9 protein-coding genes are annotated in these 13457 nt (G+C 43.3%); 1 reads left to right on the top strand and 8 read right to left on the bottom strand.

Annotation, left to right across the window (positions count from 1 at the left end; translation table 11 throughout):
- Window positions 1-34: 34 nt before the first annotated feature.
- The 4 genes from ntrC to glnA form a co-directional block, all read right to left on the bottom strand.
- Window positions 35-1429 carry a nitrogen regulation protein NR(I) gene (gene ntrC, locus HC733_RS08815; protein ID WP_190364682.1) on the bottom strand — a complete coding sequence of 465 codons (1395 nt, stop codon included), beginning with the start codon at window positions 1427-1429 and terminating at the stop codon, window positions 35-37.
- Window positions 1407-2513: a nitrogen regulation protein NR(II) gene (glnL, locus tag HC733_RS08810; RefSeq protein ID WP_190364681.1), complete on the bottom strand. Its 1107-nt coding sequence runs from the start codon at window positions 2511-2513 to the stop codon at window positions 1407-1409. Before glnL ends, ntrC begins: the two co-directional genes overlap by 23 nt.
- A gap of 65 nt (window positions 2514-2578) precedes the next feature.
- Window positions 2579-3088 (bottom strand): DUF4124 domain-containing protein, encoded by a 510-nt coding sequence (locus tag HC733_RS08805; protein WP_190364680.1) that lies wholly within the window; start codon window positions 3086-3088, stop codon window positions 2579-2581.
- A gap of 114 nt (window positions 3089-3202) precedes the next feature.
- Window positions 3203-4609 (bottom strand): glutamate--ammonia ligase, encoded by a 1407-nt coding sequence (glnA, locus tag HC733_RS08800; RefSeq protein WP_190364679.1) that lies wholly within the window; start codon window positions 4607-4609, stop codon window positions 3203-3205.
- Between the two features lie 638 nt (window positions 4610-5247).
- Here glnA and typA point away from each other — a divergent pair.
- A complete protein-coding gene (gene typA / locus HC733_RS08795; RefSeq protein WP_190364678.1) occupies window positions 5248-7071 on the top strand; it encodes a translational GTPase TypA in 1824 nt (607 codons plus the stop codon).
- A gap of 62 nt (window positions 7072-7133) precedes the next feature.
- On the opposite strand, the gene HC733_RS08790 is transcribed toward typA, so the two are convergent.
- The 4 genes from HC733_RS08790 to uvrD are packed head-to-tail and all read right to left on the bottom strand — an operon-like array spanning window position 7134 to window position 13322.
- Complete coding sequence (locus HC733_RS08790; protein WP_190364677.1) at window positions 7134-7982, bottom strand: CZB domain-containing protein; 849 nt, start codon at window positions 7980-7982, stop codon at window positions 7134-7136.
- A gap of 43 nt (window positions 7983-8025) precedes the next feature.
- On the bottom strand, window positions 8026-9132 hold the full coding sequence (locus HC733_RS08785) for an ABC transporter substrate-binding protein (RefSeq protein WP_190364676.1): 1107 nt from the start codon (window positions 9130-9132) through the stop codon (window positions 8026-8028).
- The gene (locus HC733_RS08780) at window positions 9107-11179 is read right to left on the bottom strand and encodes a GNAT family N-acetyltransferase (protein WP_190364675.1); all 2073 of its coding nucleotides are present in this window, start codon (window positions 11177-11179) and stop codon (window positions 9107-9109) included. The genes HC733_RS08785 and HC733_RS08780 overlap by 26 nt, the downstream gene beginning before the upstream one ends.
- On the bottom strand, window positions 11157-13322 hold the full coding sequence (gene uvrD, locus HC733_RS08775; protein WP_190364674.1) for a DNA helicase II: 2166 nt from the start codon (window positions 13320-13322) through the stop codon (window positions 11157-11159). The genes HC733_RS08780 and uvrD overlap by 23 nt, the downstream gene beginning before the upstream one ends.
- Window positions 13323-13457: the final 135 nt, after the last annotated feature.

The raw sequence follows: 13457 nt of genomic DNA, 5'->3' as shown, positions 1-13457 counted from the left end.
TTGGCCACAACTGGTTATGCAGCCAACGAATGCGTTAATCTTGAATATTTCTCTCTTTTAATTTGCGTGTGAGAGTATTGCGGCCCCAACCAATTCTCAATGCTGCATCTTGTTTATGGCCATGACAGGCGCTAAGTGCCGTTTTAATTAAACGTACCTCAAGTTGCGCTTGCACTGCTGGCCAAATATTTTCTTTGCCTTGCTTTAGTTCTTGATTTAGCCATTGCTGGAAAGCATCGAGCCAATCACCTTGCGCCTCTTCGTTTGGTGTATGTGCTGTTAGCTCTTCAGGTAAATCATGTGCACCAATGAGATCGCCCGGTGCCATAACCGTTAACCAGCGGCAGGTGTTTTCTAGCTGGCGTACATTACCTGGCCAGTGGTATAGGCGCATCTTGTCAATGGCTTCATCACTGAGAATTTTCGAGTCCGTTTGTAGTTCTTTAGCGCTACGAGCAAGAAAATGTTGCGCTAATTTGGGGATATCCTCGGTGCGTTCTCTCAACGCAGGAAGCTTCAGTCTAACGACGTTTAAGCGATGAAACAAGTCTTCTCGAAACTGTCCTTTTTTTACTAGCGCTTCTAAATCTTGGTGTGTGGCAGCAATAATACGCACATCCACTTTAACACTTTGATGTCCGCCCACACGATAGAACTCTCCATCAGCAAGCACGCGTAACAAGCGTGTTTGCACATCCAATGGCATATCACCAATTTCATCTAAAAATAAGGTGCCACCGTTCGCTTGTTCAAAGCGTCCTCGGCGCATACTATCAGCACCAGTAAAAGCGCCTTTCTCATGACCAAAAAGTTCAGACTCCACTAAATCTTTGGGAATGGCAGCCATATTGAGTGCGATAAATTCTTTGTCTTTTCTGGGGCTGTGGTTATGTAATGCGCCTGCGACGAGTTCTTTGCCTGTGCCAGATTCACCGTTTATGAGTACACTCATACTTGAGGCCGAAAGCTTACCAATGGCGCGAAATACCTCTTGCATTGCAGGTGCTTCACCAATGATATCTGGATGATTTTGTTCTTGAACCTGACGTTTTGTTTTGCGAGTTTGCTGACTAGCTTGGTAAGCTCTTTCAACCAAAGAAGTCGCGTCATTGAGATCAAATGGCTTAGCCAGATATTCAAAAGCGCCTTTTTGAAAGGCATTAACGGCAGAGTCTAAGTCTGAATGCGCCGTCATAATGATCACAGGTAGATTTGGATACTGCGTAGATATCTCTTCAAGTAGCGCCATACCATCCATACCAGGCATGCGCACGTCAGAAATCAGCACTGCGGGCTGACTATATGACAAAGCCGTTAGTACATCCTGCCCATTGGCAAAGCTTTCTGTAGAGAAACCAGCGCGTGACAGCGCTTTGTCTAATACAAACCGTATCGAGGCATCATCATCAACGAGCCAAACTGTTTTCATTACTTGCTCCCGTGCCGTTGTTGTCAAACGGCAAGTAAATATTAAATTCGGTATGTCCAGGCCAGCTGTCACAATCAATCAAGCCACCATGCTGCTCCACAATGGTTTGCGCAATCGATAAACCAAGACCAGAACCACCGTCTTTATTGGTGATCATTGGATAGAACAAGGTATCTTTTAGCTCCTCAGCGATACCAGGACCATTGTCAGTAATTTGGATCAGTAACGCCTTTTTCATCAGTCGTTCACCTCGGCGCATGCGATGTTTAATGCGCGTTGTTAACGTTATACAACCATCGGCTTTTTTTTCTAATGCTTGTTGAGCATTTCTAACAATGTTTAATACTACTTGCTGAATTTTTGCCTGGTCGATCACTATGTCGGGTATGCTAGGGTCGTAATCTTTCGACAGCGATATACGGCTGGCATTATCTAACATACTGAGCTTTAGGACCGACTCGAGCGTCTGGTGAATATTACATGATGCTTTATTCGGTAACTGATTTGGTCCAAGTAACTTATCAACCAACTCGGTTAATCGGTCTGCCTGCTCTATGATCAGCTGCGCACACTGATCTCGTTCTTGCTGAAAGGTCTCGTACTGCAATAATTGCGCCGCTCCGCGTATACCGCCTAATGGATTTTTAATTTCATGTGCCAGCCCTCGGATCAGGGTTCTGGCTGCTTGATATTGGTGCATTTGGTTGGATGCTTGATCAAAGCGAACTTCGTCATCTATTCGACGACATTCAAGCAGGATGTAGGTGTCATTTTGATGGTTTAATCTACGTGCATGAAGGTTCAGTGTTGCTGCGCGATTATCGACAAAAACCACGTCAACCCTATGCTGCTGGCAGTCTACACCGTCATTGAGCGTGTACTGAGCTAAGCGTTCAAAGTCAATATGATGATGGCTAAAGATATCATTGATAGAGAGTCCTATGAGACGTTTAAGGCCAAGACCAAATAATTCGCTACAGCTATTGTTGGCATATTGAATAACAAATTTGTTGTCCAACAATAGCACGCATGTTGCTAAGTTATGCCACAACGCACTCAAAAATGGATGGGTACTTTGTACCATGATGGATCACCTATTTATTGTTTTGCACCAACTTGGTGCACTATAACACGTGGATATGTCGTGAGCTATGGATTAATGCGGTTTGCGCGGTGTAAGTAAAATGTGCTCATAGTGCTGGTTGCAATTCTCGCGCCGTGTTCGTCGTAAAGATACATAATGAGTTGATGCTCGCCACGGTCAATATTTCTTAGTGCAAAGGTGGTGTTGGTTTGTTTGTCGCTGACTAATTTACCATCTAAAGATAACTGCACAGTGAGCCCTCTGCTAAATACAGGGGTCACTTGTCCAGTAACGTAAACCGTGCCGGTATTTTCTCTTAACGTTTGCTGATGACTTGGAGAAGAAATTTTTACTTCGTAGTTTAGCGCTTTATTTTCTTTTTTTGGGGTTAGCACGGATGTGTCTGTTGTTGGTATGCTGATAGGTTTGTTGAGGCTGACTTTTTCTGAGCCTTGGCGGGGTACATCAGAGAACACCCAGTTACCATTTTCATCTTTCCAACGGTAGACTTGCGGCTGTGACGCGTTGGCGCAAAAAGTTAGTATTAGGCTACATACCAACAGAATACGACTCATCTTAAGCGCCTCTTATCTATTTTACACAGCTTTACTTTAGTATGAAACACGCGGCTTTACCATAAAAAAGCCCGCTATTGCGGGCTTGAGAACACATATGATTTAATTGCGCGATTAAACGCTGTAGTACATTTCAAACTCAACAGGGTGAGTTGTCATGTTCAGTTTTTCCACTTCTTTGGACTTAAGACCGATATATGCATCGATTAGGTCGTCAGTGAATACACCACCTTGAGTTAAGAATTCACGGTCTGCGTCTAGGCTAGAAAGTGCTTCTTGTAGTGATGCTGCAACTGTTGGGATCTCTGCTGCTTCTTCAGCTGGTAGATCATATAAGTCTTTGTCCATTGCATCGCCAGGGTGGATCTTGTTACGGATACCATCAAGGCCAGCCATCAGCTGTGCAGCGAATGCTAGGTATGGGTTTGCCGCTGGGTCAGGGAAACGTACTTCGATACGACGACCTTTCTCAGATGGAACCACTGGAATACGGATTGATGCAGAACGGTTACGTGCAGAGTATGCAAGCATAACTGGTGCTTCAAACCCTGGTACTAAGCGCTTATATGAGTTAGTTGCAGGGTTTGTGAATGCGTTGATTGCTTTAGCGTGTTTGATGATACCGCCGATGTAGTAAAGTGCAGTTTCAGAAAGACCGCCGTACTTATCACCCGCAAATAGGTTCTTGCCGTCTTTAGCAAGAGATTGGTGACAGTGCATACCAGAACCGTTATCGCCTACGATTGGCTTAGGCATGAACGTTGCTGTTTTGCCATATAAGTGAGCCATATTGTGGATAACGTACTTCATTTCTTGAATTTCGTCCGCTTTCAATACCATAGTATTGAAACGACATGCGATCTCGTTTTGACCAGCGGTTGCTACTTCGTGGTGGTGAGCTTCAACGACGTGGCCCATTTCTTCAAGAACTAGACATGTTGCTGAACGCCAGTCTTGTGATGAATCAACAGGAGATACTGGGAAGTAACCACCTTTTACGCCTGGACGATGGCCAGTGTTGCCGCCTTCGTAATCTTTGTCTGAGTTCCAAGCTGCTTCTTGTGCGTCGATTTTGTACATTGAACCTGACATGTCAGTTTTGTACTTTACATCGTCAAATAGGAAGAATTCTGGCTCAGGACCGAATAATACTGTGTCAGCGATACCAGTTGAACGCATGTACTCTTCTGCGCGCTTAGCAACAGAACGAGGGTCACGCTCATAGCCTTGGTGTGTGTTAGGCTCTACAACGTCACAACGAACAATTAGTGTGGTTTCTTCGGCAAATGGGTCAAGCTTTGCAGATGCAGCGTCTGGCATTAGTACCATGTCTGATTCGTTGATACCTTTCCAACCGGCGATTGAAGAGCCATCAAACATTTTACCGTCTTCGAAGAAGTCTTCATCGGCTTGATGATGAGGAATAGAAACGTGCTGCTCTTTACCTTTTGTATCTGTAAAACGTAAGTCTACAAATTTAACGTCATTTTCTTTGATAAAATCTAAAACCGATTGTGACATGTGTCCTCCGACTCGTTGGGTTTTTTATGCTTGCTGCATTAACTTAATGCGATTGCGGATTTTGTAAGCTTAATACATGCCAGTTTTTTAAATTATTGAATTTTATGTGTTTATTTGTATGAAGATACTTGTAAAACAATTGTGTTGCACCAAAATGATCCAAAAATGCACATCGTTGGTGCATTGGTTGTGTGGGAAAAGCGACTCTCTAATGCTATGTGAGCGGTGTAATATGCTTGTGAAATGACACAAGTTTGCAAATTCGCGTATTTTTAACTGCGCAGTTTTATCTAAGATAGCAACTGGCCGTAAATTTGAGATTGCAATTACGAGATTAAATTATACGATGTTGCTGTCATCGCTTTTACATATTATTGAATTATTCTCCTTATATAACATTGCACTATATTCCTCAAAACAGCATAGATAATATCGTTGATTGAATGAATAACACGCTAAAAATCGGCGAATTAGGTCATGTAGTTAAAAAATAATGCTGCATAAACTTTCATCTACTGCGTTATTAGGGGATAATACGCCACTTTATGAATCCTATCGGTCAATTTATAGGCTGTTTTACACAATTAGGTGTATTTAGGATTAACCCACTCTTTCGAGTAATTATCTGAGTTATAAACATGAGCATTGAAAAATTACGTAATATCGCGATTATCGCCCACGTAGACCACGGTAAAACAACCCTAGTTGATAAGTTGCTAGAGCAATCGGGCACACTTGAAACACGCGGCGGTAACGAAGAACGTGTAATGGATTCAAACGATATCGAAAAAGAGCGCGGTATCACCATCCTAGCAAAAAACACCGCGATTGAGTGGAACGACTACCACATTAATATCGTAGATACTCCGGGACACGCCGACTTCGGTGGTGAAGTAGAACGTGTTCTTTCAATGGTTGACTCAGTATTACTACTAGTTGATGCACAAGAAGGTCCAATGCCACAAACGCGTTTCGTAACGCAAAAGGCATTTGCTTTAGGTCTTAAGCCTATCGTTGTAATTAACAAAATCGACAAGCCAGGTGCGCGTCCTGATTGGGTTATGGACCAAGTATTCGACTTATTTGATAACTTAGGTGCAACTGACGAACAGCTAGATTTCCAAGTTATCTATGCATCTGCTATCAATGGTTGGGCAACGTTAGACCTAGATGAGCCATCAGACAACATGCAACCTATGTTCAAAGCGATTGTTGATCAAGTAGCTGCACCGGATGCTGATCCTGATGGTGGTTTCCAGATGCAGATTTCGCAACTTGATTACAACTCATACATTGGTGTTATTGGTGTAGGTCGTATCAAGCGCGGTACTGTTAAAGTAAACCAACAGGTAACTGTGGTCGGTGCTGATGGTAAAACACGTAACGGTAAAGTAGGTCAGGTATTAACATATCTTGGTCTTGATCGTCACGAAGCACAACAAGCACAGGCTGGCGACATCATCGCAATCACAGGTTTGGGTGAGTTGAAAATCTCTGACACAATTTGTGATGTGAATGCAGTTGAAGCGTTACCACCGCTTTCTGTTGATGAACCAACAGTAACTATGACTTTCTCGGTAAACACGTCACCGTTTGCGGGTCAAGAAGGTAAGTTCGTTACTTCTCGTAACATTCTTGAGCGTTTACAAAACGAGTTAGTACATAACGTAGCATTACGCGTTGAAGAAACGGATAACCCTGATAGCTTCCGTGTATCAGGTCGTGGTGAATTACACCTAGGTATCTTAATTGAAAACATGCGTCGCGAAGGCTACGAGCTTGCGGTATCACGTCCAGAGGTAATTCTACGTCACGTAGACGGCAAACTAGAAGAACCATTCGAAACAGTAACGGTTGACGTACAAGAAGAGCACCAAGGTTCTATCATGGAGCAACTTGGCTTACGTAAAGCTGAAATGACAGATATGGCACCAGATGGTAAAGGTCGTGTGCGTTTAGACTTTATCATGCCTAGCCGTGGCTTAATCGGTTTCCAAACAGATTTCATGACATTAACGTCTGGTTCTGGTTTGATGTATCACACGTTCGATCATTACGGCCCACATAAAGGCGGTAACATTGGTAAGCGTAAAAATGGTGTATTGATTGCTAACGCAACAGGTAAAGCGCTAACTAACGCACTATTTAACTTACAAGAGCGTGGTAAGCTTTTCATCGGTCACGGTGTTGAAGTATACGAAGGTATGATCATCGGTATTCACAGCCGTGATAATGATTTGACTGTTAACGCTTTGAAAGGAAAACAGTTAACAAACGTACGTGCATCAGGTACTGATGAAGCGCAAACACTTGTGCCACCAATCAGAATGTCACTTGAGCAAGCGCTTGAGTTCATTGATGACGACGAGCTAGTAGAAGTAACACCTGAGAGTATTCGTATTCGTAAGAAGTTACTAACGGAAAGTGAGCGTAAGCGCGCAAGCCGTCAAGCAAAAGACTAATTGCTTTTGAATAAAAAAACGCCGCTGTCATAGCGGCGTTTTTGTTTGCTCATAAAATAGAATTAAAACAAGCCGTAGCTTTCGGTTTCTTCTGGTTCATAGCCTTGTAAATGTTCTGGCCTAAATATCGCACTCGGATCAATTAACACCGTGTGTGTGTTGCCTCTTTTAATCAAACCTTGCATCATTTTTTTTGTTTGTGGGTCTATTTCAAAACCGATATTGGTAATTTCACTCAAAGACTTAATCTCGTTTTCTTCGCAGTGCATGTTGTCTTCAACCTGATCAACCAACAAACCAATATGAGGTTTGTGCCCGTCCTGCGTTGTAAACACAATGATGGGTTTGTGATCTAAGCTGATTTGTTCTCTTGCAGACTCAAATAGCCGCATCAGTTTGACATAGGTTGTTGAGCGCTCTTTTTCCAGCATCACAATGGCTTCTTGTTGCTTGTTCTGTTCGCACAATAAAAGCAACTTGTCTGCCAGCGAATGTAGGCGGTTATGGGGCTCTTCAAATCTATGTAATATGGCTTTTAAATCTTCATTTTCAGTTTTAAAACTGTATAGCCACTGTCCGAATGCACATTGCTTGGCGTCTCTTGCCTTATCGAAGTCATGGCCTTTCATTACGCTTTTTTCTAATGCGTGTAGCCAACTCTTGTGCTCTTCCTCTTTGGTTCGCAACAGCTCAACTAAAGCAGAGTTTATTTCGTAAGATGATTGGTTATTTAAAATAATGCCCAAGTCAAAAATGGGGGTGGGTGTACCCATGTAATCTTTGACGCCCAAAAAGCTTGGATTACCGTTGGGCAAGGACGTTAAGTTTCCTTCGTAGCGTTCAGTGAGCAGAATATCCAAAATCTTCAATGAAATGGTTTTTTGTCCGACTCGGAAATTGATTAAATCCATATTTTCCTCAACAAGCACAATGGTATTGTTAAAGAATAGAACATTATGATGAATATGAACGGTAGACTGGCAATTTCTTTTGTTGTTTTGAAAGCTCAAAAAGCATTTTTAAATCACCATCATGTTCTAAAACCCATGGCAATTTATTGAGCAGGCATTGTACAGAATATTGTGTGTTGCATTGTTTGGCTGCTCGGCTAAAAACAAGCGCATTAAGATAACCTTCGAACAGGATATGATCGACTTGCAAATGTGGTTTTTGCTTCACAATACGGCGAAATTTTTCACACAACATTGCCTTACATAAAAGTGGGTTGGGGACCACTTCTGTGACCATAATAGGGGGATTAGGTTTGACGCGAGCAAAGAGTTCTTTGCTAGAGACAAACGAGACACTGGTAAATTCTAGGTGCTGTTTGTCACTGTCTGCTAATCCTACAAAGGTTGCTAAAGGCTCGTAGGTGCCAATCAAAACAACGGCTGTGGCATTGGTTTGCTTGATTTGCTCATACGCTTTCTCAACATCACTGGTATTGCGTCTGAAGCGAGCGATGGTAGTCGGCTTTAAGCCTTTTAAAGCAAGTGCTTTAGTTAAACTCTTTTCAACGGTAATGCCGAATTCATCAGCTTGAATAAGCAGTGCAATATGCTGATGATTTTTTTCGCTAACAAGATATTTAATGTGTTCTTGCGCTTCGTCTTGATAACTAGCTCTTAAATTAAAAACGTGATATTTACCGATTTGATGTAAAAAATCTGCGCCTGTAAATGGCATGAGTAGAGGGGTTTTGCTGTGCTCAAGTAGCGGGCGAATTGCTGCTGTGGTTGGCGTACCCATATAGCCAAATAGTGCGTCAACCTTATCCTCGTAGATGAATTGCTTTGTGTTGAGGACCGTGCGGTTAGGTTCATAACCATCATCACTTACTAGTAATTCAATAACGCGTCCAGAAATACCGCCAGCTTGATTCTCGGCTTCAAAGTGCAGCATTGCACCATCACTAAGCTGTTTGCCTATCTCCTGAGCCGGCCCGCTTAACGCAACCGACATACCCAATTTTAGTGGCGGTTCGTCAGCCAGCCCTAAGCCGCTGGCTAACAAGAGCGAAGTGACAACAAGCGCATTAATGTAATGAGGTAACTTGTTCATGAATTTCACTTACCAAGGTATTGAAAGCTATAGAAAACTGTTTTTTGGAGCCTAGAGATAAGTCACCTTTAAGCAATTCTTTAGTATTGTTTTGTAATAATAGTCTAATACCTAATTGTTGTGAAATATCAGATAAGGTTAGTAATAATTTTGGCTGACAGATTAATACTTGCCATATTGTTGCGCTATCTTGTTCCAGAAGGGTTTGTTTGCTCATCATAAAATTCAACTGCCTGATGAGCGGCTCTGGAATGCTTTGTATGGGCAACGCAACGAGAATGCATTTTACTAATTGCCAAGGTAATTGTTGATAAAGATTACTAAGTTGATAGGTGAAATTCATTCTAAAGTGTTGGCAAATACGCTCAAGATACGGTTCAAATGCCGTGGTGCTTTTCAATACCATTGCTGCATATTCACCACTGGCTTTATCTTGTTTATACCCTAATTTAACGGTTCTATAGCCGTTTTTCTGCCAAAAGTTCAGTAGTATTGCTGTTGCGCCAAAGCTGCTGCCCAAATAATCCACTGATTGCTTTAGTTGTTGTTCGACATAGTTGAGTAACTGTGTGCCAAGTCCTTTACCATGTAAATTTGGGGCAATGGCAATACGTACTATGCGAGCCGTTTTGGCTATTAAAAACTGGGCGTCGCCTTGCGCTGCAAACAATTGTTGAGGGAGTAAATGTCCTTTTGGGCGACGTTTACCCATTGCGATATCGTCGTGCAGCTCATGTTCTATCTGCCCTTCAAAATTAACCAAACTTAACCCCAGCAGTTGTTGGGGATTGCGCACTATATAAATCGCCTGCGAGGGACTATCTAGCAGTTGCCGTAAGTCGTTTACGGTAGTTTGATAATGTGCAAGTACTAACAACGAAAATGCTTGGTGTAGCAAAGACTCATCCAACGCCAGTTCGCAAGCGGTGAGCCTAGTATACGTTAAGTTGCTGGTGTCTGCAGTGGTTGGATATTGGCAATCCAAAGCAAACAGCTGGTTTATGTGCTCTTCTAGTGGGTCGTGCTGTTGATAACGAATGGGCTGGCGCATACTCAATGCTAAAAAATCTGGATAGTGCTTTGATAGATAACGCTTAAATCTTAATGTATAACCTCGGCCATTGCCCTCATAGCCGATGATTGTGCTTGAAAATACGCAGCGCTGAGCTTTTTTTACAAGCGCAATTAATGTAGGTACTGGAATGGCTGCGGCTTCATCAATAAGCACTATCTGATCGGTTAACTGCATTGTGAGCAGCTGATCTGGTGGCACAAAATGCAGATTTGCAATGTGTTTTTCGTGACCTTGATAATTGACACCCACCAGCTGCGCTAAGTGTTTGAAGCTGCTTATCACAGCACGGTACTGAAAGGCGCAAATAATAAAGGTTTGCTCACTCATTGCCGCCGCTAGCATGCCAAGTGCTGCAGATTTACCACGACCCCGATCGGCACTTAACAAAATAGGTTGGGGCTTTTTGCTTTTTAGCTGTGTGGTGATTTGAGTCAGGGTGCTTTGTTGTTCGCTAAAATCTATTTGTGATTGCTGAGTGTGCCCCTCTAGCGACAAAGATAAACCGTGGCGTTGGGAGTAAAACGAAACATCTAGTTCTTTAAACAGCTTTTGCCAGCGTTGCAAAAAGGGGCTTTGCGTGGCAGTAAAACCGTGAGAGCACCATGTTGCGAGGCTAGGATCTTGCCAGCAAGGTAAGTCATCAAGCTCAGGAAGTATTAAGATGAGTAACCCTCCGGCTTTAACCGTACCGCTGAGTGCGGCCAATTTGTTTGGCTCTATGCCTGCATATCCGTCGTAAAGTGCCAGTTCAAACTCTTGGCCGAGGATCTGATGCAAATGTTCGGGCCAACATGCATTTGCCAGTTCAGGGTGTTTTGATAGTAATAGGCAGTGGCGAGATAGCGTAAATAGATGTTTGACTTGCTGAATAGCCCAATCGTGTTCACCGCACAGCAAAAATAGCTGACGGTGTTGATTGTGGGCTAACTCGGCAAATAAGGCTTCTAAATTAGAGGCTTTGTAAACGGGCATACGCTGTTACCAACCACTTGCTGCCAACATCATCAAAATTTACTTGAATACGCGACTGGGCACCACTGCCTTCATAGTTCAGTACGGTGCCAGCCCCAAATTTTGCGTGCAGAACGCGTTGTCCAAGATTATAGCCACTGTCTTCAAATGCTGCATGGGTCACTGAGGCGCTGAAACGTCCACTATTTACAGGTCTTGATACTTGAGTCTTGATACGAATTTCTTCTGTGCAATCTTCTGGTAGTTCACGTAAAAAGCGTGATGGACTGTGATGCTTCTCTTGTCCATATAGACGACGACTTTCAGCATGACTGATGTAGAGTTTCTCCATTGCGCGTGTCATACCCACATAACAAAGGCGTCGCTCTTCTTCAAGTCTACCTGACTCTTCATGACTTTGCTGAGAGGGGAACATGCCTTCTTCCACGCCAACCATAAATACCAATGGAAATTCCAGGCCTTTTGCTGAGTGCAATGTCATCATTTGCACTGCATCTTCGTGCTCATCGGCCTGACCTTCGCCAGACTCCAACGAGGTATAGGCTAAGAATCCTTGCAGTGGTGAGCTAAAATCTTCATCTATGGGTGGCTCGTATTGACCACAAGCACTGATCAATTCTTCTAAGTTTTCCACGCGAGCACGACCTTTTTCACCTTTTTCCGCTTGATACATGGCCATCAACCCTGATTGTTCAATGGTGGTTTTGGCCTGCTCAGATAACTCCAGTTCAGTGATCTTGTCATCCAGTTGCTCTACCAGTTCAATAAAGCGCGAAACTGCGGTGGCGGCTCTACCTGCCAAGTGTTTTTGCTCAATCACCGCTTTTGCAGCGTACCACAACGGCATAGATTCATTGCGGGCGCAATCGCGAATATGACTTAAGGTTTTATCACCAATACCACGAGCAGGGGTATTGATCACGCGCTCAAATGCGGCGTCGTCTTGACGATTGCTGATCAAGCGTAAATAAGCGAGGGCGTCTTTAATCTCTTGACGTTCGAAGAATCGCATACCGCCATAAATGCGATATTTTAGCCCTTCTTGTAACATGGCTTCTTCGAGTACCCGAGACTGCGCGTTGTTTCTGTATAAAATGGCGCAATCTTGCAGTGCATTACCGCCATTTAACCAAGTGCGAATTTTACTCACCACAAAGCGCGCTTCATCTAATTCATTAAAAGCGGCATAGATGGAGATTGGCTCACCTTGGTTACCGTCGGTCCATAAGCTTTTACCCATCCGCTCTGCGTTATTTTGGATCAAAGCATTCGATGCCTTTAGAATGGTGGCGGTGGAACGGTAGTTTTGTTCAAGACGAATGGTTTCGGCCGAAAAGTCTTCCAAAAAGCGCTTTATATTTTCAATTTTTGCGCCACGCCAACCATAGATACTCTGGTCATCATCACCAACGATCATCATGGTATTCTCTTGACCTGCAAGGAGTTTTAGCCAGCGATATTGAATGCTGTTGGTATCTTGAAATTCGTCTACCAGCATATATCTGAAGCGCTGTTGATAATGACGCAGCAGTGTTGGTTGTTGCTGTAGTAGCTCATAACAGCGCAATAAAATTTCCGCAAAGTCGACTAACCCTGCTCTGTCGCAGGCATCTTGATAAGCGCTATAAACACGCAGTAATAGTTGTTCGTTAACATCATAGGCTTGGATATCTTTGGGTCTTAGGCCCTCGTCTTTTTTGGCACTGATATACCACGCGATTTGTTTTGGTGGCCATTTCTTTTCGTCTATATTCATGGCTTTTAACAGACGACGGATCATACGTACTTGATCGTCTGTATCTAAAATCTGAAATGCCTCTGGTAAGTTCGCTTCGCGGTGATGAGCGCGTAAAATGCGATGAGATAAACCGTGGAAAGTACCTATCCACATGCCACCTACTGGTGAGCGCAAGGTTTCTTCAACTCGGGTGCGCATTTCTTTGGCGGCTTTATTGGTAAAGGTTACGGCAAATATACTGTAGGCTGAGGCGTGTTCTACTTGCATTAACCAAGCGATACGATGCACTAATACACGGGTTTTACCCGAGCCAGCACCGGCGAGGACCAGCATATTTTGCAGTGGAGCTGCAACTGCCTCACGTTGTTTATCGTTTAAGCCATCGATTAATTCAGAAACGTCCATTACCACGCCTATTTCAGTAAAATGAACGCAAAGTATACCCGTGTTAGGGGGGCGTTGCCCAGTTATGCGCTTTAAAAAGCAGGCATAAGAAATTTATCATCTTGATTTATATGAACAAAAAAATGCCATGAAACT

It is taken from the genome of Pseudoalteromonas sp. S16_S37, assembly GCF_014694405.1.
Lineage (GTDB): Bacteria > Pseudomonadota > Gammaproteobacteria > Enterobacterales > Alteromonadaceae > Pseudoalteromonas.
This window is presented reverse-complemented; position numbering and strand designations above follow the sequence as displayed.

Coding starts and splice junctions, on each gene's coding strand:
- ntrC (WP_190364682.1), bottom strand. CDS start 1,429: ATGAAAACAGTTTGGCTCGTTGATGATGATGCCTCGATACGGTTTGTA.
- glnL (WP_190364681.1), bottom strand. CDS start 2,513: ATGGTACAAAGTACCCATCCATTTTTGAGTGCGTTGTGGCATAACTTA.
- HC733_RS08805 (WP_190364680.1), bottom strand. CDS start 3,088: ATGAGTCGTATTCTGTTGGTATGTAGCCTAATACTAACTTTTTGCGCC.
- glnA (WP_190364679.1), bottom strand. CDS start 4,609: ATGTCACAATCGGTTTTAGATTTTATCAAAGAAAATGACGTTAAATTT.
- typA (WP_190364678.1), top strand. CDS start 5,248: ATGAGCATTGAAAAATTACGTAATATCGCGATTATCGCCCACGTAGAC.
- HC733_RS08790 (WP_190364677.1), bottom strand. CDS start 7,982: ATGGATTTAATCAATTTCCGAGTCGGACAAAAAACCATTTCATTGAAG.
- HC733_RS08785 (WP_190364676.1), bottom strand. CDS start 9,132: ATGAACAAGTTACCTCATTACATTAATGCGCTTGTTGTCACTTCGCTC.
- HC733_RS08780 (WP_190364675.1), bottom strand. CDS start 11,179: ATGCCCGTTTACAAAGCCTCTAATTTAGAAGCCTTATTTGCCGAGTTA.
- uvrD (WP_190364674.1), bottom strand. CDS start 13,322: ATGGACGTTTCTGAATTAATCGATGGCTTAAACGATAAACAACGTGAG.